Source organism: Kitasatospora sp. NPDC058492 (assembly GCF_042720685.1).
GTDB lineage: Bacteria > Actinomycetota > Actinomycetes > Streptomycetales > Streptomycetaceae > Kitasatospora.
Genome location: NZ_JBHXMU010000035.1, coordinates 71,499 through 94,530, shown reverse-complemented (window position 1 = coordinate 94,530; position 23,032 = coordinate 71,499). Strand labels below are relative to the sequence as shown.

21 protein-coding genes and 1 riboswitch are annotated in these 23,032 nt (G+C 71.8%); of the genes, 11 read left to right on the top strand and 10 right to left on the bottom strand.

All coding sequences use genetic code 11. The features are described from left to right. Positions 1 to 216 precede the first annotated feature (216 nt). Genes ACFWPI_RS23160 through ACFWPI_RS23150 form a run of 3 tightly spaced genes read right to left on the bottom strand, consistent with a single transcriptional unit; the run spans position 217 to position 3,445 of the window. The gene (locus ACFWPI_RS23160) at positions 217 to 1,293 is read right to left on the bottom strand and encodes a low specificity L-threonine aldolase (protein ID WP_363377264.1); all 1,077 of its coding nucleotides are present in this window, start codon (positions 1,291 to 1,293) and stop codon (positions 217 to 219) included. Continuing rightward, a complete protein-coding gene (locus tag ACFWPI_RS23155; protein WP_107452964.1) occupies positions 1,290 to 2,048 on the bottom strand; it encodes an SDR family NAD(P)-dependent oxidoreductase in 759 nt (252 codons plus the stop codon). The genes ACFWPI_RS23160 and ACFWPI_RS23155 overlap by 4 nt, the downstream gene beginning before the upstream one ends. After that, entirely contained in the window at positions 2,045 to 3,445 is a 1,401-nt protein-coding gene (locus tag ACFWPI_RS23150) for a DUF6421 family protein (RefSeq protein WP_063350139.1), read from the bottom strand. Before ACFWPI_RS23150 ends, ACFWPI_RS23155 begins: the two co-directional genes overlap by 4 nt. Positions 3,446 to 3,935: 490 nt before the next feature. Between ACFWPI_RS23150 and ACFWPI_RS23145 the strand changes: the two genes are divergently transcribed. The 5 genes from ACFWPI_RS23145 (at position 3,936) to ACFWPI_RS23125 (ending at position 8,556) form a co-directional block, all read left to right on the top strand. Then, positions 3,936 to 4,829 carry an ABC transporter substrate-binding protein gene (locus ACFWPI_RS23145; protein WP_063350138.1) on the top strand — a complete coding sequence of 298 codons (894 nt, stop codon included), beginning with the start codon at positions 3,936 to 3,938 and terminating at the stop codon, positions 4,827 to 4,829. A 176-nt stretch (positions 4,830 to 5,005) separates the two neighbouring features. Further along, positions 5,006 to 5,827, top strand: coding sequence for an amino acid ABC transporter permease (locus ACFWPI_RS23140; RefSeq protein ID WP_244293715.1), 822 nt, complete (start codon positions 5,006 to 5,008; stop codon positions 5,825 to 5,827). Then, entirely contained in the window at positions 5,824 to 6,579 is a 756-nt protein-coding gene (locus ACFWPI_RS23135) for an amino acid ABC transporter ATP-binding protein (RefSeq protein ID WP_363377259.1), read from the top strand. Before ACFWPI_RS23140 ends, ACFWPI_RS23135 begins: the two co-directional genes overlap by 4 nt. A gap of 322 nt (positions 6,580 to 6,901) precedes the next feature. After that, on the top strand, positions 6,902 to 7,468 hold the full coding sequence (locus ACFWPI_RS23130; RefSeq protein WP_380379158.1) for a DUF5134 domain-containing protein: 567 nt from the start codon (positions 6,902 to 6,904) through the stop codon (positions 7,466 to 7,468). Positions 7,469 to 7,608: 140 nt separating this feature from the next. Further along, positions 7,609 to 8,556 (top strand): M56 family metallopeptidase, encoded by a 948-nt coding sequence (locus ACFWPI_RS23125; protein WP_063350135.1) that lies wholly within the window; start codon positions 7,609 to 7,611, stop codon positions 8,554 to 8,556. 110 nt (positions 8,557 to 8,666) lie between these two features. Here the strand turns inward: ACFWPI_RS23125 and ACFWPI_RS23120 are convergent, their stop codons facing one another. Further along, the gene (locus ACFWPI_RS23120) at positions 8,667 to 9,098 is read right to left on the bottom strand and encodes a MarR family winged helix-turn-helix transcriptional regulator (RefSeq protein WP_380345360.1); all 432 of its coding nucleotides are present in this window, start codon (positions 9,096 to 9,098) and stop codon (positions 8,667 to 8,669) included. A gap of 87 nt (positions 9,099 to 9,185) precedes the next feature. On the opposite strand from ACFWPI_RS23120, the gene ACFWPI_RS23115 reads away from it, so the two are divergent. Both ACFWPI_RS23115 and ACFWPI_RS23110 read left to right on the top strand, forming a co-directional pair. Next, on the top strand, positions 9,186 to 10,700 hold the full coding sequence (locus tag ACFWPI_RS23115) for an MFS transporter (RefSeq protein ID WP_363377255.1): 1,515 nt from the start codon (positions 9,186 to 9,188) through the stop codon (positions 10,698 to 10,700). Positions 10,701 to 10,959: 259 nt separating this feature from the next. Beyond that, positions 10,960 to 11,538 (top strand): TetR/AcrR family transcriptional regulator, encoded by a 579-nt coding sequence (locus tag ACFWPI_RS23110; RefSeq protein WP_244293512.1) that lies wholly within the window; start codon positions 10,960 to 10,962, stop codon positions 11,536 to 11,538. Positions 11,539 to 11,640: 102 nt separating this feature from the next. Here ACFWPI_RS23110 and ACFWPI_RS23105 read toward each other — a convergent pair whose 3' ends face one another. After that, a complete protein-coding gene (locus tag ACFWPI_RS23105; protein ID WP_063350131.1) occupies positions 11,641 to 12,507 on the bottom strand; it encodes a helix-turn-helix transcriptional regulator in 867 nt (288 codons plus the stop codon). 418 nt (positions 12,508 to 12,925) lie between these two features. On the opposite strand from ACFWPI_RS23105, the gene ACFWPI_RS23100 reads away from it, so the two are divergent. Next, positions 12,926 to 13,447 (top strand): ATP-binding protein, encoded by a 522-nt coding sequence (locus ACFWPI_RS23100; RefSeq protein ID WP_244293511.1) that lies wholly within the window; start codon positions 12,926 to 12,928, stop codon positions 13,445 to 13,447. Between the two features lie 373 nt (positions 13,448 to 13,820). Here ACFWPI_RS23100 and ACFWPI_RS23095 read toward each other — a convergent pair whose 3' ends face one another. Further along, a complete protein-coding gene (locus ACFWPI_RS23095) occupies positions 13,821 to 14,084 on the bottom strand; it encodes a DUF397 domain-containing protein (protein WP_063350130.1) in 264 nt (87 codons plus the stop codon). Positions 14,085 to 14,642: 558 nt separating this feature from the next. Between ACFWPI_RS23095 and ACFWPI_RS23090 the strand changes: the two genes are divergently transcribed. The 3 genes from ACFWPI_RS23090 to ACFWPI_RS23080 all read left to right on the top strand — a co-directional run bounded on the left by ACFWPI_RS23090 (position 14,643) and on the right by ACFWPI_RS23080 (position 18,027). Then, positions 14,643 to 15,620, top strand: a complete 978-nt coding sequence (locus tag ACFWPI_RS23090) for a hypothetical protein (protein ID WP_380379155.1) — start codon at positions 14,643 to 14,645, stop codon at positions 15,618 to 15,620. A 430-nt stretch (positions 15,621 to 16,050) separates the two neighbouring features. Further along, a riboswitch (cyclic di-AMP (ydaO/yuaA leader) is annotated at positions 16,051 to 16,211 on the top strand. Next, entirely contained in the window at positions 16,198 to 17,604 is a 1,407-nt protein-coding gene (locus ACFWPI_RS23085) for a transglycosylase family protein (protein ID WP_380379153.1), read from the top strand. Its footprint overlaps the riboswitch before it by 14 nt. A 222-nt stretch (positions 17,605 to 17,826) precedes the next feature. Further along, positions 17,827 to 18,027: a hypothetical protein gene (locus ACFWPI_RS23080; RefSeq protein WP_380379152.1), complete on the top strand. Its 201-nt coding sequence runs from the start codon at positions 17,827 to 17,829 to the stop codon at positions 18,025 to 18,027. Between the two features lie 71 nt (positions 18,028 to 18,098). Here the strand turns inward: ACFWPI_RS23080 and ACFWPI_RS23075 are convergent, their stop codons facing one another. From ACFWPI_RS23075 to ACFWPI_RS23060, 4 genes are read right to left on the bottom strand one after another with little or no spacing between them, the layout of a single operon-like run. Beyond that, the gene (locus ACFWPI_RS23075; RefSeq protein WP_208869121.1) at positions 18,099 to 19,118 is read right to left on the bottom strand and encodes a LacI family DNA-binding transcriptional regulator; all 1,020 of its coding nucleotides are present in this window, start codon (positions 19,116 to 19,118) and stop codon (positions 18,099 to 18,101) included. Positions 19,119 to 19,143: 25 nt separating this feature from the next. Next, positions 19,144 to 20,862 carry a glycoside hydrolase family 13 protein gene (locus ACFWPI_RS23070; RefSeq protein ID WP_380379150.1) on the bottom strand — a complete coding sequence of 573 codons (1,719 nt, stop codon included), beginning with the start codon at positions 20,860 to 20,862 and terminating at the stop codon, positions 19,144 to 19,146. A 37-nt stretch (positions 20,863 to 20,899) separates the two neighbouring features. Then, a complete protein-coding gene (locus tag ACFWPI_RS23065; RefSeq protein WP_363377249.1) occupies positions 20,900 to 21,805 on the bottom strand; it encodes a carbohydrate ABC transporter permease in 906 nt (301 codons plus the stop codon). Positions 21,806 to 21,845: 40 nt separating this feature from the next. Beyond that, positions 21,846 to 22,847: a carbohydrate ABC transporter permease gene (locus ACFWPI_RS23060; protein ID WP_063350124.1), complete on the bottom strand. Its 1,002-nt coding sequence runs from the start codon at positions 22,845 to 22,847 to the stop codon at positions 21,846 to 21,848. Between the last annotated feature and the right edge of the window lie 185 nt (positions 22,848 to 23,032).

Here is a 23,032-nt window from a genome sequence, read left to right as displayed (position 1 = left end):
CCTTCCAGCGGGCCCTCCGGGCGCTTCGTTCTTTCGTGTTTCAAGCTTATCAGATGTTTTCCGCTCCGTTTTCCGGAGTTTCATTCATCGGAATTCGCTTTCCGCTTGCCCCCACTCTCTCGCGGCGACTCCGGAACTGTACGGGGACAGGCCCGCCACATGCAAATCGCCCCCGCCCGGGGTCCCGGGCAGGGGCGATCCGATGTTCAGGCACCGTCAGGCGCGGCCCATCTCCTCGACGATGGCCGCCACGAAGCCGTCGATGTCGGCCTCCGTGGTGTCGTACGAACACATCCAGCGCACCTCACCGGTGTGCTCGTTCCAGAAGTAGAAGCGGTAGTGCTTCTGCAGCCGCTCGCTCACCTCGCGCGGGAGGATCGCGAACACCGCGTTCGCCTGGACCGGGCGCACGATCTCGACGCCGTCGATCCCGCGGACGGCCGCCTCCAGCCGGCTGGCCATCGCATTGGCGTGCCCGGCATTGCGCAGATAGAGGTCGCCGGAGAGCAGCGCCTCGAACTGGACGGAGAGGAAGCGCATCTTCGAGGCGAGCTGCATCGAGGTCTTGCGCAGGAACTTGATGTTCCGCACCCGCTCGGGGTTGAGCACCACCACGACCTCGCCGAACAGCAGGCCGTTCTTCGTGCCGCCGAAGGACAGCACGTCGACGCCCACGTCCGTGGTGAAGGCGCGCAGCGGCAGGCCGAGCGCCGCGGCGGCGTTGGCCAGGCGGGAGCCGTCGACGTGGACGAGCATGCCGAGCTGGTGGGCGTGCTCGGTGATCGCGCGGATCTCGTCGGCGGTGTAGAGGGTGCCGAGCTCGGTGCTCTGGGTGATGGAGACCGCGAGCGGCTGCGCGCGGTGCTCGTCACCGAAGCCCCAGGCCTGCTTGTCGAGCAGCTCGGGGGTGAGCTTGCCGTCCGGGGTGGGGACGGTGAGCAGCTTGATGCCGCCCATCTTCTCCGGGGCACCGCCCTCGTCCACGTTGATGTGGGCGGATTCGGCGGCGACCACGGCGCCCCAGCGCGGGAGCAGCGCCTGGAGGGCGACCACGTTGGCGCCGGTGCCGTTGAAGACGGGGTAGGCCTCGGCCTTGTCGCCGAAGTGTCGGCGGAAGACGTCCTGGAGGTGGGCCGTGTAGTCGTCCTCGCCGTAGGCGATCTGGTGGCCGCCGTTGGCGAGGGCTATCGCGGCGAGGATCTCCGGGTGCACGCCGGCGTAGTTGTCGCTGGCGAAGCCGCGGACGGCGGGGTCGTGCCGCCGAACCGCGTCCGTACGGGTGAGGTCGGTCATCGGGCTGTCAGCCACAGGTGCTGTCCGTTCAGTTCTGCTGCGGGGCGGTCCCACAGGCCCGCCAGGTGTCCGGCGAGGTCGGCGGTGTCGGTGAAGCCGGCGAACTTCGCCTCCGGCTTCTCGGCCCGCATTTCGGGGCTGACCAGCGCCTTGATGACCAGGATGGCAGCCGCCGCGGTGGGCTCGCCGTCGGGGGCGGTGGTCTCCTTCTTGAAGGAGTCGGCCATGGCGAGGGTCCAGGCCTCCGTGGCGGCCTTGGCGGCCGCGTAGGCGGCGCCGCCGGCGGTGGGCTTGTGGGCCGCGGCGGCGGAGATCATCGCGTAGCGGCCGGCGGAGCTGCGGACCAGGGCGGGCTGGAAGGCCAGCGAGGTGTGCTGGAGGGTGCGCACGACGGTGTCGTGCAGGAAGTCCCAGTCGTCCAGGCGGGTGTCGAAGAAGGTCTTGCTGCCGCGCCAGCCGCCGACCAGGTGGAACAGACCGTCGACGTGGCCGTGCTCGGCCTCCAGGTGGTCGGCCCAGTCGTGGACCTCCTGCGGGTCGAGCAGGTCGATCACCTGTCCGCTGACCTTGGCCCCGCGCACGGCGATGCGGGTGGCGTCCAGCGCGGAGTCGAGGCGCTGGGCGTCGATGTCGGCACCGATCACGGTGGCGCCGTCGGCGGTGAGGCGGCGCAGCACCGCCTGGCCGGCCGGGCCGCTGGCTCCGGCGACGGCGATGACCTTGCCGGCCAGCGGGGACTTGGTGGTCGTGGTCACGCGGCGGCTCCCTGGATACCGGTGCCGGTGATGCCGGCGGTGGCGGCGATGACGCCGCCGAGCTTCTTGGACAGGGCCTCGTAGAACATGCTCAGCGGGAACTCGTCCGGGAGCACCGCGTCGCACAGCGCCTTGTTGAGGGCCTTGCCGTCGGTGATGTCGAGCGGCAGCGCGTCGGAGCCCTTCGCCCAGGTGGAGGCGGGGTGCGGGGTGAGGTAGCGGGAGACCAGCTCGTAGGCGGCGATCCAGTGGGCCGGCTTGGGCCGGTCGATGCCGTCGCGGTAGAGGGTCTCGATCTCGGCGCAGAGCGCGTTGGTGACCTGCGGGGCCCGGTCCCAGTCGATGCTGAGGCGGTTGTCGCGCCAGCGCAGCGCGTCGTGCTTGTGCAGGTAGGCGAAGAGCAGCTGGCCGCCCATGCCGTCGTAGTTGCGGACGCGGTCGCCGCTGACCGGGAAGCGGAACAGGCGGTCGAAGAGCACCGCGTACTGGACGTCGCGGGCGTGCGCGTTGCCCTCGGCCTCCAGTTTCACCGCCTCCTTGAAGGTGGTGAGGTCGCAGCGGAGCTCCTCCAGGCCGTACATCCAGAACGGGCTGCGCTGCTTGATCATGAAGGGGTCGAACGGCAGGTCGCCGTGGCTGTGGGTGCGGTCGTGGACGAGGTCCCACAGGACGAAGGTCTCCTGCGCGCGGTCCTGGTCCTTGAGCAGGCCCTCGGCGTCGGCCGGGATCTCCAGGCCGAGCTGCTGGACGGCGCTGGTGGTGACGGCGCGGAAGCGGGCGGCCTCGCGGTCGCAGAAGATGCCGCCCCAGGTGAAACGTTCCGGCGCCTTGCGCACGGCGACCGTCTCGGGGAAGAGGACGGCGGAGTTGGTGTCGTAGCCGGCCGTGAAGTCGGTGAAGGTGATCGGCACGAACATCGGGTTGTCGAAGCGGGTCCGCTCCAGCTCGGCCAGCCAGTCGGGCCACACGACGCTCAGCAGGACGGCTTCCAGGTTGCGGTCCGGGTTGCCGTTCTGCGTGTACATCGGGAAGACGACGAGGTGCTCCAGGCCGTCCTCGCGCTGGTCGGCGGGGTGGAAGGCGAGCAGCGAGTCCAGGAAGTCGGGCTCCCGGTAGCCGGTGTCGGCCCACTTGGCCAGGTCCGCGTCGACGGCGGCCAGGTAGGCGGCGTCGTGCGGGAACAGCGGGGCGAGCTCCTCGACGGCGCCGCGGACGGTGGCCACCAGCGGGTCGACGGTGTGCCGCTGGACGGCGGACAGGTCGATCGAGCCGTCCTTGGACTGCAGCGGGCGCAGCGTCTCGACGGCCTCCTTCAGGCGCAGCCAGGCCGGGTGGCCGGCGAGGGTCGAGACCGGGGCCTCGGCCGCCGCAGCGAGCCTTGGCGAAAGATTCTGCATCGGGGACTCACTTCGACAGGAGTTATTTCAACGGAGACACCATAAGTACGAAAGGTTCTCCTGTTCAAGGGGGTCGCGACCGACAAAGCTCCGGCGTGGCTCCGCCGAGGCCCGGGCGGGGCCCCGGGGCACGGGCCCGCCGGCCGGGCGTCCGCCATGTGGACAGGGATCTGGATGTTCTGGACAGATGCACCGTCGGAATGCGAACCTCCCGCCATGCTCCCGGCGGTGATCACGGTGACCGAGTGCCACATCGGCCTGTTCCGGGTGCCCTCTCGTTGTCACGCCTGCTGTCGCGTGCGCGGCCTCTGCCGCCGCTGTCGCTGATCCGGCTCGGAGGGCACCGCGGACGCGGGCCCGTACGCCGACCATGCCGTGTGTGTTCCGGCGCCGCCACTGGGGGGAAGTGACCCGCCGGGCCCGCGGCCGGCCCCGGCCCGCCCCGTCGCCTCCCCTGTCCCGCCCTGCCCTTCCTCACTGGAGCCCTGCCATGACCATCCGCAAGCCGTCCGCCGCTCTGCCCCTCGCCGCGCTGCTCGCCGCGGCCGCCGCGCTGACCGCGTGCGCGCCGCAGGACGCCAAGTCCGACGGGGCCGCCGCCTCGGGCTCCTCGGGTGCGGCCGGTAGCGCCGCGGGCTGCGCGCCGGGAGCGCTGGCGACCCGGACGGCGGGGACGCTGACCGTCGGCACCGACAAGCCCGCGTACGACCCGTGGTTCACCGAGGACAAGCCGGAGAACGGCAAGGGGTTCGAGTCCGCCGTGGCCTTCGCGGTGGCGGAGAAGCTGGGCTACCCCAAGGAGAAGGTCAGCTGGGTGGTCGCGCCGTTCGGCAAGGCCACCTCGCCGGGGGCCAAGGACTTCGACTTCGACATCAACCAGGTGTCCATCAGTGACGAGCGCAAGCAGGCCGTCGACTTCTCCTCCGGCTACTACGACGTGCGCCAGGCCGTCATCGCGTTGAAGAACTCCAAGGCGGCGGGCGCGAAGAGCATCGCCGACCTGAAGGGCGCCAAGCTGGGCGCGCAGGTCGGCACCACCAGCCTGGACACCATCACCAACACCATCAAGCCGAGCGTCCAGCCGGCCGTGTTCGACTCCAACGACCTCGCGAAGGCCGCGCTGAAGAACGGCCAGGTCGAGGCGCTCGTGGTGGACCTGCCGACGGCCTTCTACATCACCGGCGCCGAGGTGCCCGAGGCGCAGGTGGTCGGCCAGTTCGAGGGGGCGTCGAAGAGCGAGCAGTTCGGCCTGGTGCTGGACAAGGGTTCGAAGCTGACCGGCTGCGTGTCGCAGGCGGTGGACGCGCTGCGCTCCGACGGCACGCTCGCGAAGCTGGAGAAGCAGTGGCTCTCCGACGCCGTCTCGGCACCGGTGCTCAAGTGAGCGGCGACGCGGTGGCGGCCGGCCCGGCGTCGGTCGCCACGGGCCGGGGCGGGAAGATCCGCGCCGGGAAGGGCCTCGACGGGGATGACCTCGACGGGAAGGGTCGCGACGGGAGGGGCCGCGACGGCGGCGGGGGCAAGGGGGACGACGACGGCTACCGCCCGTCCGAACGACGGCTGGCACACGAGGCGTACCGGCGCGGCCGGGCCCGCCGGTCGGCGCTGACTGCCGCAGGGTCGACCCTGGCGATGGCGGTCGCGCTCTACCTGCTGGTCGTCAACTCCCCCGGCTGGGAGGTGACTCGGAAGACCTTCTTCAACGCCGACTACGCCCGCCAGGCGCTGCCCGAGGTGCTGACGGGGCTGCGGCTCAACCTGGAGCTGATGCTCGGCTGCGGCGCGCTGATCCTGGTGTTCGGCCTGCTGCTCGCGGTGCTGCGGACGCTGCGCGGGCCGGTGTTCCTCCCGGTACGACTGCTGGCCACCGCGTACGTGGACTTCTTCCTCGGGCTGCCGATGATCATCTGCCTGCTGGTGATGATCACCGGGGTGCCGGCGCTGCGGCTCAGCGGGGTGACCACCGATCCGCTGGTGCTGGGCGGGGCGGCGCTGGTGCTGACGTACTCCGCCTACGTGTCGGAGGTCTTCCGCTCCGGCATCGAGTCGGTGCACCCCAGCCAGCGGGCCGCGGCCCGGTCGCTCGGGCTCACCAACGCGCAGGCGATGCGGTACGTGGTGCTCCCGCAGGCCGTGCGGCGGGTGGTGCCGCCGCTGCTGAACAACCTGGTCAGCCTGCAGAAGGACACCGGGCTGGTCTCGATCGGCGGGGCGATCGACGCGGTGTACGCGGCCAAGATCATCGCGGCCCGGTCGTTCAACTTCACGCCGTACCTGGTGGCGGGGCTGGTGTTCATCGTGCTGACCATTCCGCTGACGCGGTTCGCCGACTGGCTGACCGCCCGGACGAACCGTCGGCAGTTCCAGGGAGGTGCGGTGTGAGCGGGGACGTGCTCCGGCTGGAGTCCGTGCGCAAGACCTTCAACGGCCAGGTGGTGCTGCGCGACGTGGGGTTCGCCGTGCCCGAACACTCGGTGACGGCGCTGATCGGGGCGTCCGGCTCCGGCAAGTCCACGCTGATGCGGTGCGTCAACCTGCTGGAGGGGATCGACGACGGGGCGGTCTTCCTGGACGGGGAGGAGATCACCGACCCGCGCGCCGACCAGGACGCCGTCCGCCGCCGGATCGGCGTGGTGTTCCAGTCCTACAACCTGTTCCCGCACCTGACCGTGCTGGAGAACATCACGCTCGCCCCGCGCCGGGTGCACGGACGGGGGCGGGCCGAGGCGGAGGCGGAGGCGCTGGGACTGCTCGACCGGCTCGGGCTGGCGGCCAAGGCGAAGGAGTACCCGGACCGGCTCTCCGGCGGACAGCAGCAGCGCGTCGCCATCGTGCGGGCGCTGGCCACCGGGCCCCGGCTGCTGCTGCTCGACGAGATCACCGCGGCGCTCGACCCGGTCCTGGTCGGGGAGGTGCTCTCGGTGGTGCGCGATCTCAAGGAGCAGGGGATGACGATGGTCCTGTCCACCCACGAGATGGGGTTCGCGCGCGAGGTGGCCGACCAGGTCTGCTTCCTGGACGACGGGGTGGTGCTCGAACAGGGGCCGCCGGAGCAGGTGTTCGGCGATCCGCGGGAGGAGCGGACGCGACGGTTCCTCAGCCGGGTCGTCGCCTCGGGGCGGCTCGCGGGCTGAGCGCCGGCCGGGGCGGCGGAGCGTGTGCCCGGTGGCCGCACACCGGGGAGCACCACTGTGCGCCCCGGTGAGCGCCCTGCCCGCGCCCCGGCCACAGCGGTGATCGTGGACAGGACGACCGTCCAGACCGCGGTCGGCGGGCGATGGTGTGGCGGGCCGCGGGCGAGGAGCAGGGGCGGGAGACAGATGCCGGCGAACAGATAACAGATGACGTTATCTGTTATCCGTTATCTGTTCGCTGACATCTGTCATCTGTCATCTGTTCGCCGCCCCCGCCACACCGCCGCCGGCCGCCCGCCCCCGCCGCCCCGGGAGGCCGCCGTTGCACGGACCCTCGCTGATCAGCTGGCTGCTCGCGCTCCTCACCGCCACCGCCGGGGCCTACTGCCTCACCCGGCTACGCCACTCCCCCTGCGCCGCCGGCACCATTCGCCACTCCGGCGCCCGCCGCCTGCTCGCCCGGGAGTCCGACGCCGCCGAGGCCCTGATGGGGCTCGGCATGGCCGCCATGGCCGTGACCGGCGGCGCCGTCCCGGCCACCGTCTGGGCCTGGGTGTTCGGCCTCCCCGCCGCCGCCTTCCTGCTCGCCGCCGTACGCGCCCCGGCCCGCCGGACACACCGGCTGCACCACGCGATCGGCGCGCTCGCCATGACGTACATGGCGCTCGCGATGACCGCCACCCCCGGCCATCACCACCACGCCGCCGACGCGGGCACGCCGCTGCTGACCGGCTCCCTCCTGCTCTACTTCGGCGCCTACTCCCTGTGGGCCGGCACCCGGCTCCTGCACACCCCCTCCGGGACCCTGGCACTCGGCACCGCCGGGCTGCCCCGGGCCTGCCGGCTCACCATGGGCATCGGCATGTTCGCCATGCTCCTGACCATGTGAGCCCCGATCGATCCAAGACCCCACCCCTGACGTGGCGTTGGTCACTGGCCGGTCGAAAGCCGTTCCTCCGGAGGTCATCAGCGCATAGGTTGGCAGGGAGCGCGTTGTCGCGTTCCGTGCGTACTCGGGGAGCCCATGCGATGACTGCCCTGATCGGCCTGCTGCTGCTCGGACTGCTGCTCTCGACCGTCGCGCCCCGGCTGCTGGCCCGGGCCCGCTGGGCGGAGCGCGAACCGGTGCTGGCGCTGCTGGCATGGCAGTGCCTGGTGGTGGCCGTGCTGCTGTGCTGCGTCCTGGGCCTGCTGCTGGCCGCCTCCGCCGCGCTGCCCGAACTGCGCGCCCTGGTGTTCTCGGGCGCCCCGCACGGCGTCGAGGCCGCGTACGGCCTTCAGGACGCCGAGGGCTGGGGCCGGCTGTGCGCCGCGGTGCTGGCGGCGGGCGGCCTGCAGACGGTGCTGGCGCTCACCCGCGAGGTCCGTTCCGCGAAGGCGCTCCGCGACCACCGGCATGCTCAACTGACGGTCCGGGCCCCGGAGTTGCCGGAGGCCATCGCGGCCGCCCGCAGCCGCCGGGAGCGGCTGGTGGTGCTGGAGAACATCCGCCCGGAGGCATGGTCGCTGCCCGGCCCGGACTCCCGCCTGGTGGTCACCACCGGCGCCCTCCAGCAGCTGACCGACCGGGAGTTGGCCGCCGTCCTGAGCCACGAGCGCGGGCACGTCCGGGCCCGGCACCACTGGCTCCAGCAGTGCGCCCAGGCGCTCGCCTCCGGCTTCCCCGGGGTCGGCGTGTTCAGCGCCTTCCGGGCCCAGGTGGAGGAGCTGGTGGAGCTGGCGGCCGACGACCGGGCCGCGCGCCGGCACGGCCGGCACACCACTGCCCTCGCACTGGCCGAACTCAACCTGGACCGCGGGGTGTTCGGCTCCTGCCCGCCCGGTCTGGCGCAGTCCCCGCGGCGAGTGGACCGGCTGCTCGCGGGCCGCCCGCGACTGTCCGTCCCGCACCGGCTGCGGCTCACCGTCGTCGCCCTCGCCGCACCCGCCGCAGCCGTCCTGCTGGCCGTCGCGCCGGGGCTGACCTCGCTCCTCTGAAAAGGGCCTCACCCCTCCGGAAAGGTGCAATCCGGCCGCAGGCCCACCAAATTGACGCCGAGTCATGTTGCCGAAGGGGCAGTTTGCCGGCGGGACGGCTTGCCGGCAGGTCAGCTTGTCGGCGACTCGTCCAACGGCCCGAGCGGGGCACCGAGGGTCAGTTCGAGCACCTCACGATGGAGCGGCCTGGCCTGCTCGTACCGCTCCCGACCGGTCCCGGTCAGGGTGATCACGATGGCCCGCCGGTCGCTCTCGCACATCGCCCGGGTGACCAGCCCGCCCTTCTCCAGGCGGGCGATCACCCGGGACAGCGCACTCTGGCTGAGGTGGACGGTGTGGGCCAGCTCCTGCGCCCGCAGCGCATGGCCTCCGCCCTGGCACCCCTCCACCAGGCGCTCCAGCACCTCGAACTCGCTCACGCCCAGCCCGCACTTGTCACCCAGCTCGCGATCGAGCATGCAGGCCGTGGCGGCATGCCGGGCCAGCAGGTCGCGCCATTGCGCAACGAGACCGGCCTCCGCCGGGGAGTCGAGATCAGCCACGGTGCCACCCTAGCATGTGCGCCGTAAAATTATGTGTTCACATCTTATTCATTTGCATTGAATGCACACGCATGTACTGTCCTCCCCATGACCACCGCGACCGCCACGTCACCCGACGCCCCGTCAACCAGCGGGCTGAGCTGGACACCCCGCCTCTGGGGCACCCTGATCGTGCTCTGCGCCGCCATGTTCCTGGACGCCCTGGACGTCTCCATGGTCGGCGTCGCCCTCCCGTCCATCGGCTCCGAGCTGCACCTCTCCACCTCCGCCCTGCAATGGGTGGTCTCCGGCTACGTGCTCGGCTACGGCGGCCTGCTGCTGCTCGGCGGCCGCGCCGCCGACCTGCTCGGCCGCCGCCGGGTCTTCCTGGTCGCCCTGGGCGTCTTCGCCGCCGCCTCGCTGCTCGGCGGCCTGGTCGACGACGGCGGGCTGCTGATCGCCGCCCGCTTCCTCAAGGGCGTCAGCGCCGCCTTCACCGCCCCGGCCGGCCTGTCGATCATCACCACGACCTTCGCCGAGGGCCCCGCCCGCAACCGGGCGCTGTCGATCTACACCACCTGCGGCGCCAGCGGCTTCTCGCTCGGCCTGGTGCTCAGCGGGCTACTCACCTCGGTCGGCTGGCGCTGGACGTTCCTGATGCCCGTCCCGGTCGCGCTGCTCGCCCTGTTCTTCGCGGTCCGGCTGCTCCCCCGCCCCGCCGAGGAGCGCGCCAAGGGCGGCTACGACGTGCTGGGCGCGATCACCGGCACCGCGACCGTGCTGCTGCTGGTGTTCACCGCCACCGAGGCGCAGGGCGCCGGCTGGCTGAGCCTGCGCACCGTCGGCTCGCTGGTCGTGGTCGCCGCACTGGCCGCCGCCTTCCTGCTGGTGGAGAGCCGCACCGCCCACCCACTGGTCCGGCTCGGCATCTTCCGCAACGGCTCGGTCGCCCGGGCCAACGTGATCGCCTTCGCCATGGCCGGCGCGTACGGCGGGTTCCAGTTCGTCGTCACCCTCTACCTGCAGCACCTGCTGGGCTGGTCGGCGCTGCAGATGGCCCTCGGGCTGCTGCCGGCCGGCGCCTTCATCGCGCTCTCGGCACCGTTCATGGGCCCGATCGTGGACCGCTTCGGCACCGGCCGGCTGCTGCCGATCGGCCTGCTGGCCCTGGTCGGCGCGTTCGCGCTGTTCCTGCGGCTGGACGAGCACAGCTCGTACGTGGGTCTGGTCCTGCCCTCGATGCTGCTGCTCGGCGTGGGCTTCGCGCTGGCCTTCCCCTCGGTGAACATCGCCGCCACCGACGGCGTGGGCGACGACGAGCAGGGCCTGGCCTCCGGCCTGGTCAACACCGCGATCCAGGTCGGCACCGCGGTGGTCCTGGCCGGCGCGACCGCGATGATCACCGCCGGCAGTGCCGGCGGCGACAGCCCGCAGGCGCAGTTGGACGGCTACCGGCCGGCCCTGGTGTTCGTCGCGGCGGTCGCGCTGTTCGGCCTGCTGATCGCCGCGGTGGGCGCCCTGGTCGACCGGCGGCGGAAGTCGGCTCCCGCGCCGGTGCCGGACTACGATTACCCCTCGGTCGGGTCGAGCGCGGCGCGGACCGAAGTCCTGACCAACCGCTGACCGTCGACCGCCGCCCGGGCCGGCCCCGGCCCCCGCCGTCGGACAATGGCGCCGGCTCCACCAAACCCCCGTTTTGGTGGAGCCGGCCGTCTTCGTACCGGGCGCCCGAGCGGCGCCCACCGGCGCGCGGTTTCACGGTGCGACTACCGGCTCCGCCAGTATATTGGCCCGGAGCCAACGAACGTTCGGAGCAGACACGATGGCACCTCGCGGGGATTCGGTCAATGAGGAGATGCGGCAACGCTCCCGTCGGCGCATCATGCGAGCCACCGTCGAACTGGTCGACCGGCACGGATACGCGGGCACCACGCTGACCGACATCGCCGAGCGGGCCGGGCTCGCGCGCGGCCTGCTCTCGTACTACTTCGACGGGAAACGGCTGCTGATGCAGTCCGCGACGCACCGGATGATGCACCAGTCGCTCTCCGGCGCGCTCGCCGAGCTGACCCCGGACGCCACACCGGCGGCCCGGCTGGCCCGCGCGATCGACGCGGTCCTCACCCTCGCCCTGGAGCACCCGCGGGTGATGCGCTCGCACCTCGCGCTGATCCTGGACCCGGACTCCGGCGCCTTCGTCCAGGACCCGGAGCAGCAGCAGCTCGGCGCCATCCTCCAGGGTCTGCTGCTCGACTGGGGCGCGCCGGACCCGGCCGCCGAGCACGCGGTGCTGCGCAGCGCGCTGATGGGCGGCTGCATCGGGGTGCTGCTGCCGGGCGCCGAACTCCCGCTGGCACTGATCCGAGCCGACCTGTTCCGCCGCTACGACCTGCCCTGGGAGTTGGGCACCCCGCCGCAGGCACTGCCGCCGGAACGCGAACGGCCGCCGGCCCGCGGCTGACGGCGGGTGGACGGCGGCTCGGTGCCCGGGCGACCGATCGCGGGCCGCCGGACCCGTACGCTCTGCTGAGAGCTCCCCTCAGCACTCCTCTCAGCGCTCTTTTCAGCGCTCCTTGAGGATCGAGGCCAGCAGGTCCACGGTCCGCTCGGGCGTGAGGCTGTCCACGCAGAGCCGCTCCATGACCTGGATGTACGCGTCGACGTCGTCCCGCTTGTCGAGGTACAGCGCGCTGGTGAGCTGCTCCAGGTAGACGACGTCCGCGAGGTCCTGTTCAGGGAAGCGCAGGATCGTGAACGCCCCGGACTCCCCCGCGTGCGCGCCGAATCGGAACGGCATCACCTGGATCACGACGTTGGCCTGCTCGGCGACGTCGATCAGGTACTGCACCTGGCCGCGCATCACCTTGGGCCCGCCGACGGGGCGGCGCAGCGCGGCCTCGTCGATCACGGCCCACAGCCGCGGGCTGGCGCCCTCGGTCAGCAGCTTCTGGCGACGCAGGCGGAGGCTGACCCGCCGTTCGATCTCCTCCTCGCTGACGACCGGCCGACTCTGTCCGAAAACCGCCCGTGCGTACTCCTCGGACTGCAGCAGTCCGGGGATGAACTGCACCTCGTAGGTGCGGATCAGCTGGGCGGCCTCCTCCAGGCCGACGTAGGTCTGGAACCAGCCCGGCAGCACGTCGTTGAAGCTGTGCCACCAGCCGGACTTGTTGGCCTCGCGGACCAGCCCGAGCAGTGCCTCCCGCTCCAGGCCGTCGTCCACGCCGTAGAGGCTGAGCAGGTCGGCGACGTCGCGTTCCTTGAAGCTGACGCGGCCGAGTTCCATGCGGCTGATCTTGGACTCGGAGGCCCTGATCGCGTAGCCGGCGTCCTCGCGCGTGATGCCGCGCGTCTCACGCAGGCGACGCAGCTGAGACCCGAGGAGGATCCGGCGGACCATCGAGCCGCCGCCCGGCTGAACTGTGGTCATGCGGTCGAAACCTCCACCTAGGGCAAACAGCGCACAGTCTGCCATCAGTTGAGCGCTCACGGTGCCGATACTGACGGATGTTCCTATCAGTTCCACACTCCACACACCAGGATGCACGTGCATCCGGCGCTTGCATATGCCAATAGTGCGACTGCACGTGAATCGACTCTTGCATCTGCAGTGAGCGCACACCACCATGGTGCACGTGCACCTGCACATCCCTGGCAATCCCGCGGGCTCCGCGTCGACCCCACGCGCGACTCCGTGCACCGACCCGGCAGCGTTCCCCCGCGCCACCGGGGGATCGTGTGCGCGCGCGCTGGTCGAGGGGGCGGCCGAGCGGCCGAGCGAGTCGGAGGTGACCGGCATGACCCCGGCGGGTCCAGCCGTGTCCGCCCCCTTATGGGAGGAGCTCTTCATGAGCACCGGTACGGCTTTGGCGGTTGACCCCCATGTGGTCACCTGTACGCTCGCTCCTCGCTTCGAAGCCGTCAGAACCGCGCGCGACTTCGCCAGAACCTCTCTTCAGCGCTGGGGCCTGATGGAGCTGTTCGACGACGTCGCGCTGGTGGCCTCGGAGCTGGTGACCAACGCACTGCGGCATGCGATCGGCGCACGGCCCGACCCTGCGGGTGGCGCCCAGGGCGAGTACGACTTTCCCATACAGCCGACCCCCGAGGGCCGGCTGCCGATCCGAATAAGCCTGGTCCACCGCTCTCCCCAGGTGGTCTGCGCGGTGAGCGACCCGAGCTGCATCGGCCCGGTCGCCCGGGAGGCGGACTTCGTCGCCGAGTCCGGCCGCGGACTGCACCTGGTGGAGTCCTTCAGCCGCTCCTGGGGTTGGCACCCGCTGGGCAGCGGCAAGGTGGTCTGGGCCCTGTTCGAGGCGGAGCCGGCCACCGGTTCCGAACTCGGTGGACGGCACCGGCGCTCGGCCTAGCGCCAGGCGGCGCGCGGCCGGCCGAGGGAGGCCCCGGGAGGACCGCACCCCGGGCTCCGCGGGGCGGCTCGACGGGCCTGGCGCAGGTGCGCCACGGGCTCCGGCTCAGTCCTCAGGACGATTCCCACGACGATTGCCGGGCCGGCCCCCCGGACGAGCCGGCCGGACTGACGGCCGGACACCCCGGCGGCCCGACCCCCGTCCGGGCCCCCAACCGTGCGCGGGACCACCCGCCGCGCCTGCGCGCGGTCGGCCGCGAGAGCGCCCGTCGGGAGAGCGCCCGTCGCGTGGCCCCGGACCGGCCCCGGACAAGACAAAGGCCGTCGCGGTGTCAGCACCCACGACGGCCCCCCGATGGCAGGACGGCGGCCGGTCAGACCGCCAGGTGGTCGAACTCCCCGTCCTTGGCCCCCAGCAGCAGGGCGGCGATCTCGGCCCGGGTGTAGATGAGCGCCGGCCCTTCCGGGAAGCGCGAGTTGCGCATCGCCACATCGCCCCCCGGCAGGGCCGCGAACTCGACGCAGTTCCCCTGGGAGTTGCTGTGCAGGCTCTTCTGCCAGAGAACCCCCTTGAGGTCGGCGGCCGCCATCCCGTTGTAGGTGTCGTACGAGCCGTGCGTGTCCTGCGAGTCGTGCATAGAAATCTCCCGAAGAGCTCCGGAGTGGTCGTCCAGCGCGGCGCTCCCGGCACCCGCCGAACGAACGGACCGGCCCCGTACCGGCCCGGCACAACGCCTCACTTGACGCGATGATAGCTGCTGTGCACGTGCATCAGCACGGGACATTGCAGGTGCACGAGGCCTTTCACCGGCAGTTCCGAACTCTTCACGGGCCCTTCTCCTGACGGTACGTAAACGGACATAGCCGAGTGAATCGCCGGATTCTCGATAACCGGCCGTGAGCGGTTCCCCGCTGAATGTTGATCTTCAGACGCCCGGAGTCGCGCTGCCGTGACGCTCCGTCAGGCGACCTCCTGGCTGTGAGACATCTCACGCGCCACACAGGCAACTCGACGCCCCGTCGGACACGTGAGGGCTACGAGCGGTGATCGCTCGAAGGCTGGGTGAGATATGTCCGGATTGCGGGCAACCGCCCGGACGGACACGGCGGGAACGCGGCACACCCGCCATGACCACGTGAAACTCGAACGGCAGCCGAATGCAGGCCTGACGGGCCGATGTCCTACGATCTCCGGCATGAGCACCGCAGCCATCCCGGGCGCGCCACTGCCCGTCCGCACTCCAGGCTCCCGTGCGCGGGGGCGCCACCGCCGCCCCGAGCGCCCCGAGATCCCGGCCGGCTCCCCGGCCCTGGTGCTCGCCGTGCCCGCGACCGCCGGGCCCGAGTCCCGCTCGGTCGTCGAGGAGCTGCTGTCGATCGTCCGCAGCGAGCAGAGCGGCATCCAGACCGCCGTCGGCTACCTCCCGGGCGAAGCCGCCCAGGGGGTCGACAGTGACGACCGCACCGTCGCCGAACTGCTGGCCATGGCCGCCGAGGCGGGCCTGCCCGCGCCGGTCCTGGTGCCGCTGGTACCCGGCCCGCACGGATTCCTGACCGAACTTCACGCCCTCGCCGCGGAGTACGGAGCCCCCGTCACCGACGTGCTCGGCCCGCACCCGCTGCTCGCCGAGGCCGTGCACGTGCGCCTGTCCGAGGCCGGCCTGGCACGCGCCGACCGGGCCCGGCTGTTCGCCATCGCGACCGCCGCGGACGGCGTCGTGCTGACCACCGTCGGCGGCGAGGAGGCCGCTGCCGCGGCCGGCATCACCGGTGTCCTGCTGGCGGCCCGGCTGGCCGTCCCGGTCGTGCCCGCCGCGCTCGACGTGCCGGGCTCGGTCGCCGCGGCCGTCAACCACCTCAAGGAGACCGGCTCCCAGCGCCCGGCGCTGGCACCGCTGGTGATCGGGCCGGAGGCCGACTCCGAACTGCTCGCCACGGCCGCCGAGGAGACCGGCTGCCCGTCCGCGGCGCCGCTGGGCGCCTACCCGACGGTCGGCCAGCTGATCGCCGCCACCTACCTGGCCGCGCTGCCGGCACCCTCCCCCGAGGCCCTGTCGCAGGCCGAGGCCGAGGCGGCGGAGGCCGCCGAGGGCGCGCACGCCGACCACTCCGGCCGGGGCGGTCACGCCGCCCACGCCGCTCGCACCGCCACCGAGGACTCGGCCGGCCAGTAGCGGTCACCGCACGCGTGAAGGGCCCGGAACGGCTACGTTCCGGGCCCTTCCTGCTTGCCCCGTAAGGGAGTTAAGGGGCGAATAGGCGTGATGTCCGTTCTATCCGCATTTGTTCGCCGCCGCTCGATCCATCCCCCGACGGCCACAGTGTGGACGCACCTCCTTCTCGGCGGGCGGGCCCTGGGGGACCCGACCCGCCGTCACCCGCCTCCTGAAGCACAGACAGTTGTGCACGCCCTTCGCGGCATTGCCGGAAATCGGCCATTTTCGATCATGGCGAGCGAGGGGAACGACCGTTCTCGCCAAACCGTGATGCGCGTCACAGGTGTTTGCAGTTTGAACTTAAGTCTGCTTAACGTGCTCCCCGTTCGTGGCCACACGAACCCAGTTCATCCGCGACGCCGAGTCCTGCCGTCGGATGTCCTGGCAGCGCGAAAACGCACCACGGCAGGAGCGGGGGACCCACAGGTAAGTCGCCCCGGACCGTTCCCCGGAACGATCCAGGGCTAGGGGTGAAGCCGCGCCCACAGCGCGGCCGGGCAACTCCAGCCCGAATCCGACAGCTCACCTCGCAGGCGTGGGAGAGGACTGCGTCTTCATGCTGCCCACCAACGGCACCCGTCTGTCCAGTCGTACCCGACGCGTGATCGCCGCCATCGGCGTCGCGGGCGTCGGCCTCACCATCCCCTGCCTCACCTCCGGCACCGCCTCCGCCGCCTCCGTCGCCACCTGGGACAAGGTCGCCCAGTGCGAGAGCACCGGCAACTGGAGCATCAACACCGGCAACGGCTTCTACGGCGGCCTGCAGTTCACCTCCAGCACCTGGGCCGCCTTCGGCGGCACCGCGTACGCCCCCCAGGCCAACCAGGCCACCAAGGACCAGCAGATCGCCGTCGCCGAGAAGGTCCTCGCCTCGCAGGGCCCCGGCGCCTGGCCGGTGTGCTCGGTCCAGGCCGGCCTGACCAAGGGCGGCACCCCGGCCACCGTCGACACCTCGGCCGGCTCGACCACCGGCTCGGCTGCCAGCTCGACCGCCACCAAGCCCGCCGCGAAGCCGGCCACCCCGGCCACCCCGGCCGCCAAGCCCGCACAGAGCCAGGCCCCGGCCACCCCGGCCGCGAAGCCCGCCAAGCCGGCCGCACCGACCCAGGACCAGGCACAGGCCCCCGCCGACTCCGCCAACGGCACCTCGGCGCAGAAGGGCCAGAACCAGGCCCAGAACAGCGCCCAGCCCCAGGGCGACGACTACACCGTCGCCTCCGGCGACTGGCTGTCCTCGATCGCCGACAAGCACAACCTCCAGGGCGGCTGGCAGCGGCTGTACGAGCTCAACCGCGGCACCCTGACCGAGGGTCCGGACACCATCTACCCGGGCCAGCGCCTCTCGTTCAAGGACGGCGGCCAGGCCCAGCAGTCGGCTCAGACCGACCAGTCCGGCTCGGACTTCACCTGGTTCGACCGCTCGCAGAAGTCCGGCCAGACCTCCAACGGCGCCGCCGTGAACGCCAAGCCGACCGCCCAGCCGCAGGCCCCGGTCCCGGCCCCGGCCCCGGCCCCGGCCGCCAAGCCGGCTTCCAAGCCGGCCGCCCAGGCGCAGACCCCCGCTCAGGCCCCGGCCGCCACCGGCAGCATGGCCGCCGCGGTCTCCTTCGCCCAGTCGAAGGTCGGCCAGGCGTACGTCTACGGCGGTACCGGCAACGGCGGTTGGGACTGCTCCGGCCTGACCCAGGCCGCGCTGCGCGCCGCGGGCGTCTCCGTCCCGCGCGTCGCCGCCGACCAGGCCGCCGCCAGCACCCGCGTCTCGCTGGACAGCCTGCAGGCGGGCGACCTGCTGTTCTGGTCCAACAACGGCCAGAACTCCGGCGTCTACCACGTCGCGATCTACATCGGCGGCGGCCAGTACGTCGAGGCCGCCAACCCGAGCTCGGGCGTGCGCCTGCAGACCGTCGCCAACTGGGCGCCGGACTTCGCCGGCCGGGTCTGAGCACGACCCGCGGGTGACAGCTGACAACTGACGGCTGACAGATAACAGATTTCAGATAACAGATTTCATCATCTGTTATCTGTCAGTCGCCGCCCGCCCCGGCGGTCGCCCGGCGCCGCAGGAAGGCCGCCGGCAGACCGCCGGGCAGGACCGCCCGGGGCCATGGTCAAAGCCCGCCCCCAGCGGGCATGCTGCTGCTCCGGCACCCGAGGAGGAGTCACCATGGCCCAGGTCACCGTCACACTCGACGCCAACCTCGCGATCGACGCGATGATGCTCTCCGGCACCAAGAACCCGCAGGACGTCGTCGAACTCGTCCTGCGCGACTACCTGGCCCGCGGCCGCCGCACCGAGACCCGCACCGGCGACGCCACCGACGGCCAACGGCTCACCGAGAGCCGCCCCACGGACCACGAGGGCTGACCCGGCACCCGGGCGGCACGCAACGGGCCCCGGAGAGCAACCGCTCTCCGGGGCCCGTCCGTTGACCGTCCTCAGCGCGCGCAGGCCCCCGTGGAGCCACGCATGACCAGCTCCGGCTGGAACATGAACTCCCCGCGCTGGACCGCGTTCCCGCCGACCTCCTCCAGCAGCGCGTCCACCGCCGCGGTCGCCATCGCCTCGACCGGCTGGCGGATCGTGGTCAGCGGCGGCTCGGTGAAGGCGATCAGCGGCGAGTCGTCGAAGCCGACCACCGAGACATCGTGCGGCACCGACAGTCCACGCTGCCGCACCGCCCGGATCGCCCCGAGCGCCATCATGTCGCTGCCGCAGACGATCGCCGTGCAGCCCTTGTCCAGCAGTGCGCCGGCCGCCGCGTGCCCGCCCTCCACGCTGAACAGCGTGTGGTGGACGAGTTCCTCGGCCTCCTCCTGGCTCCGTCCCAGCACCTCGCGCATCGCCGCCGTGAAGCCCTCGATCTTGCGCAGCACCGGCACGTACCGCCGCTGCCCGACGGCCAGCCCGATCCGCTCGTGCCCGAGTTCGGCCAGGTGCTGGACGGCCATCCACATCGCGGCCCGGTCGTCCGGCGAGATGAACGGCGCGTCGATCCGCTCGCTGTAGCCGTTGATCAGCACGAACGGCACCCCGCGCCCGGTCAGCCGGGCGTAGCGGTCGTGGTCGGCGGTGGAGTCGGCGTGCAGCCCGGAGACGAAGACGATGCCCGCCACACCCCGGTCGACCAGCATCTCGACCAGTTCGTCCTCGGTGGACCCGCCCGGCGTCTGGGTGCACAGCACCGGGGTGTACCCGTGCCGGCTGAGCACCTGCTCGATCACCTGGGCCAGTGCGGGGAAGATCGGGTTGCTCAGCTCCGGCGTGATCAGCCCGATCAGGCCGGCGCTGCGCTGGCGCAGTCGGGTCGGCCGCTCGTAGCCGAGCACGTCGAGCGCCGCCAGCACGGTCTGCCGGGTGGCGGCGGAGACGTTCGCCTTGCCGTTGAGTACGCGGGAGACGGTGGCTTCGCTGACCCCCGCCTGCGCCGCGATGTCTGAGAGTCGCGCCGTAGTCACGGTCCCAGAGCCTATTGCAACCACGTCAGACCGCCCACCAGCCGGTGCTGTCCGGCGCGAGCACCGTCTCGCCGCCGTCGACCACCAGCTCCACCGAGGAGAGCAGCAGCTTTCCGGGCGCCGCTATCCGGACCGGCTCGTCCGTGGCGTTGACGGTGCAGACGAAGGAGCCGCGGCGGAACGCCAGGGTCCCCTCGGGGCCCTCCAGCCACTCCACGGCCGTCCCGGCGCCGAGGTCGTCCTGGGAGCGGCGGACGGCGAGCGCGCTGCGGTACAGCTCCAGGGTGGACGCCGGGTCGCCGGTCTGCGCCTCGACGCTCAGCGCGGCCCACTCGGCCGGCTGCGGCAGCCAGGACGGCCCGCCGGCGACCGGGCCGAAGCCGTACGGGGCCTCGGTGCCGGACCACGGGATCGGGACGCGGCAGCCGTCGCGGTAGCCGTCCTGCCCGGCCTTGCGGAAGAACGACGGGTCCTGGCGGACCTCGTCCGGCAGGTCGGTGACGTCCGGGAGGCCGAGTTCCTCACCCTGGTAGATGTACGCGGAGCCGGGCAGCGCGAGCATCAGCAGGGTGGCGGCGCGGGCGCGGCGCAGGCCGAGCTCGCGGTCGCCGGGGGTGCGGATCTGGGTGCCGAGGCCGGGCGGGTTGGCGAAGCGGGTGGCGTGCCGGGTGACGTCGTGGTTGGACAGCACCCAGGTGGTGGGGGCGTCGACCGGGCGCATCGAGTCGAGCGAGACGTCGATCACCTCGCGCAGCGCGGCGGCGTCCCAACCAGCGCCCAGGTACTGGAAGTTGAAGGCCTGGTGCAGCTCGTCGGGGCGCACGTAGTTGGCGGTGCGCTGGACGGTCGGGGTCCAGGCCTCGGCGACGCCGATCCGCTGGCCCGGGTACTCGTCGAGGATCTTGCGCCAGCTGCGGTAGATCTCGTGCACGCCGTCCTGGTCGAAGAACGGCATGACGTCGTTGCCGAGCAGCTTGAGCTGGTCCGCGCCGCCGAGGTCGGGCAGGCCGGGGGCCTTCACCAGGCCGTGGGCGACGTCGATGCGGAAGCCGTCGACACCCATGTCGAGCCAGAACCGCAGGATCGAGCGGAACTCGTCGGCGACTGCCCGGTTCTCCCAGTTGAAGTCGGGCTGCTCGGGGGCGAACAGGTGCAGGTACCAGTCGCCGGGGGTGCCGTCCGGGTTCTCGCTGCGGGTCCAGGCCGGGCCGCCGAAGATGGACTCCCAGTCGTTGGGCGGCAGTTCGCCGTTCTCGCCCTTGCCGGGGCGGAAGTGGTACCGCTCGCGCAGCGGGGACTCGGGGCCCTCGCGCAGGGCGCGCTGGAACCACTCGTGCTGGTCCGAGGAGTGGTTGGGGACGAGGTCGACGATGATCCGCAGCCCCAGCTGGTGGGCGTCCCGGATGAGCGCGTCGGCGTCCAGCAGGCTGCCGAACATCGGGTCCACGGCGCGGTAGTCGGCGACGTCGTAGCCCGCGTCCGCCTGCGGCGAGGCGTAGAACGGCGAGAGCCAGACCGCGTCCACGCCGAGGTCGCGCAGGTACGGCAGGCGGCTGCGGATGCCGGGCAGGTCGCCCATGCCGTCGCCGTTGGAGTCGGCGAAGCTGCGCGGGTACACCTGGTAGATGACCGCGTCCCGCCACCAGCCTCTGGAGGCGCCGCCAGTCACAGGAGCCGGGGTGACCGCCTCGTGGGCGGCGGCGTCGGCGGCAGGCCGGGAGGTGTCGGCCAGGTTCTGGGTCATGGACGGTATCCCTTGGGGACTAGAGGAGCGAGGAGCGTTACGACTTGGAGGCACCGGCGGTCAGACCGGTGACCAGGTGGCGCTGCACCAGGTAGAAGAAGGCTGCCGACGGGATCGCGATCAGCACGGCGGTCGCGGCCATCAGGTTCCACTGGGCGTCGTGCTCGCTGACGAAGGTCTGCAGGCCCACGGCCAGCGTGTACTTGTCGGAGCTGAGCATGAAGGTGGAGGCGAACGGCACCTCGGCCCAGTAGGTGAGGAAGGAGTAGAAGGCGGCCACCGCCAGGCCCGGGCGGGCGAGCGGCAGCACCAGCCGCCAGAAGGTGCCGAACGGGCTGAGCCCGTCGACCCGGCCGGCCTCGTCGATCTCCACCGGGATGGTGTCGAAGTAGCCCTTCAGCAGCCAGGCGCAGTACGGCACGGTGGTGGTCGAGTAGACCAGGATCAGGCCCAGGTAGCTGTCCAGCAGGCCGAGGTCGGAGAGCATCGTGTACATCGGCACGATCAGCACCGCGATCGGGAACATCTGGGTGACCAGCAGCGACCACATCAGCGGCCGGTGGCCGGGGAAGCGCATCCGGGAGACGGCGTAGCCGGTGGTGGCGGCGACCAGGACGCCGAACACGGTGGTGACGCCGGAGACCAGGAGGGCGTTGCCGAACCAGGTGAAGAAGTCCGTGTCGAACAGCACGTGGTGGTAGTTCGACAGCGTGAGCTTGTCGAGGATCGCGCCGGGGTGGAGGTAGTCGGTCTTGTCCGGGCCGAGCGAGACGAAGAGGATCCACGCCACCGGGAACAGCGCGATCAGGCCGGCCACGATCAGGGTGCCGTGGGACAGCGCTCTGGCCAGCGGGCTGCTCTCGCCGCGCCGGCGGGCCTTGGCCGGCCGGGCGGCCGGGGCCACGGCCGTCGCGGGGGTGGGGAGTTCGGTGGTGGTGCTCATCGGGGGTACCTGCCTTCGTGGGTCAACTGGGTCCGGGGCCTCAGCCGTTGGCCTGCTCGTTGCGGGCGAGCCAGCGCCGGTAGAAGGCGGTGAAGACGATCAGGATGGACAGCAGGATCACGCCGTAGGCGGCGGACTGGGCGTAGTCCCGGGGGATCTGGCCGAAGCCGAGGCGGTAGGCCCAGGTGACCAGCAGCTGGGCGTCGGGCGCACCGGTGCCGAAGAGCAGGAAGATGACGTTGAACTGGTTGAACGTCCAGATCACGCCGAGCAGGACGACGGTGGAGGAGACGGCCCGCAGCCCGGGCAGGGTGACGTACCGGAAGCGCTGCCACGGCGTGGCGCCGTCCATCTCGGCGGCCTCGTACAGCTCGGCCGGGATCGACTGCAGGCCGCCGAGCAGCGAGATCATCATGAACGGCACGCCGGCCCAGGTGTTGACCAGGATCGCGGCGGACTTCTGCGCCCACGGGTCGGTGAGCCAACCGGGTTCGGGCAGGTGGAGGAAGCCGAGCATGCTGTTGACGACACCGCCGTCGGACAGCATCAGTCGCCAGGAGAAGACGGTGACGAAGGTCGGCACGGCCCAGGGCAGGATGAGCAGCATCCGGTAGACGGCGCGGCCGCGCAGCTTCTTGTTGAGCAGCAGGGCGAGGCCCAGGCCGAGGGTGTAGTGCAGGAAGACGCAGATGGCCGTCCAGGCGATGGTCCAGACGAAGTGGGACCAGAAGCGGTCGTACGAGCCGGGGCCCCACAGGATGTCGGCGTAGTTGTGGAAGCCGACGAAGTTGTAGCTGGCCGGGATCTCGTTGACGCCGATCTTGCGGGCGACGTTGAGGCTGTTGGCGTCGGTCAGGGTGAGCCAGAGGCCCTGGACCAGCGGGTAGAGCACCAGGGCACCGAGGACCAGCACCACGGGGGCGATCATCGCGTAGGCGTACCAGTGCTTGGCGTAGGAGCGCTTGACGCGTTCCAGCAGGCCCGGACGCTGCTCGCGCTCCGGGCTGCCCTTGCCGGTGGCGCCCTGCACGGCGACTGACATCGATTGACACCTTCTCGGGGGGAAGTCTCGGGGAGAGCGGGTCCGGCCGCCGGGCCCGCCGGGTGGCCGCCGCCGCGGCCCGGCGGGCCGGGGCGGGGGGCGCGCGCCGCGGGGTCCGGGGCGGGGCGGGGCGGGGCGGGGGCCCCACCCGCGACCGCCCCCGGCCCGCCGCGGGGGTGCGGGCA

Excerpts from the sequence above, each read along its gene's own strand:
- ACFWPI_RS23145 (WP_063350138.1), top strand. The coding sequence starts at position 3,936 with ATGACCATCCGCAAGCCGTCCGCCGCTCTGCCCCTCGCCGCGCTGCTC.
- ACFWPI_RS23100 (WP_244293511.1), top strand. The coding sequence starts at position 12,926 with ATGAGCACCGGTACGGCTTTGGCGGTTGACCCCCATGTGGTCACCTGT.
- ACFWPI_RS23065 (WP_363377249.1), bottom strand. The coding sequence starts at position 21,805 with ATGAGCACCACCACCGAACTCCCCACCCCCGCGACGGCCGTGGCCCCG.
- ACFWPI_RS23060 (WP_063350124.1), bottom strand. The coding sequence starts at position 22,847 with ATGTCAGTCGCCGTGCAGGGCGCCACCGGCAAGGGCAGCCCGGAGCGC.
- ACFWPI_RS23150 (WP_063350139.1), bottom strand. The coding sequence starts at position 3,445 with ATGCAGAATCTTTCGCCAAGGCTCGCTGCGGCGGCCGAGGCCCCGGTC.
- ACFWPI_RS23160 (WP_363377264.1), bottom strand. The coding sequence starts at position 1,293 with ATGACCGACCTCACCCGTACGGACGCGGTTCGGCGGCACGACCCCGCC.
- ACFWPI_RS23115 (WP_363377255.1), top strand. The coding sequence starts at position 9,186 with ATGACCACCGCGACCGCCACGTCACCCGACGCCCCGTCAACCAGCGGG.
- ACFWPI_RS23125 (WP_063350135.1), top strand. The coding sequence starts at position 7,609 with ATGACTGCCCTGATCGGCCTGCTGCTGCTCGGACTGCTGCTCTCGACC.
- ACFWPI_RS23070 (WP_380379150.1), bottom strand. The coding sequence starts at position 20,862 with ATGACCCAGAACCTGGCCGACACCTCCCGGCCTGCCGCCGACGCCGCC.
- ACFWPI_RS23105 (WP_063350131.1), bottom strand. The coding sequence starts at position 12,507 with ATGACCACAGTTCAGCCGGGCGGCGGCTCGATGGTCCGCCGGATCCTC.
- ACFWPI_RS23090 (WP_380379155.1), top strand. The coding sequence starts at position 14,643 with ATGAGCACCGCAGCCATCCCGGGCGCGCCACTGCCCGTCCGCACTCCA.
- ACFWPI_RS23110 (WP_244293512.1), top strand. The coding sequence starts at position 10,960 with ATGCGAGCCACCGTCGAACTGGTCGACCGGCACGGATACGCGGGCACC.
- ACFWPI_RS23080 (WP_380379152.1), top strand. The coding sequence starts at position 17,827 with ATGGCCCAGGTCACCGTCACACTCGACGCCAACCTCGCGATCGACGCG.
- ACFWPI_RS23095 (WP_063350130.1), bottom strand. The coding sequence starts at position 14,084 with ATGCACGACTCGCAGGACACGCACGGCTCGTACGACACCTACAACGGG.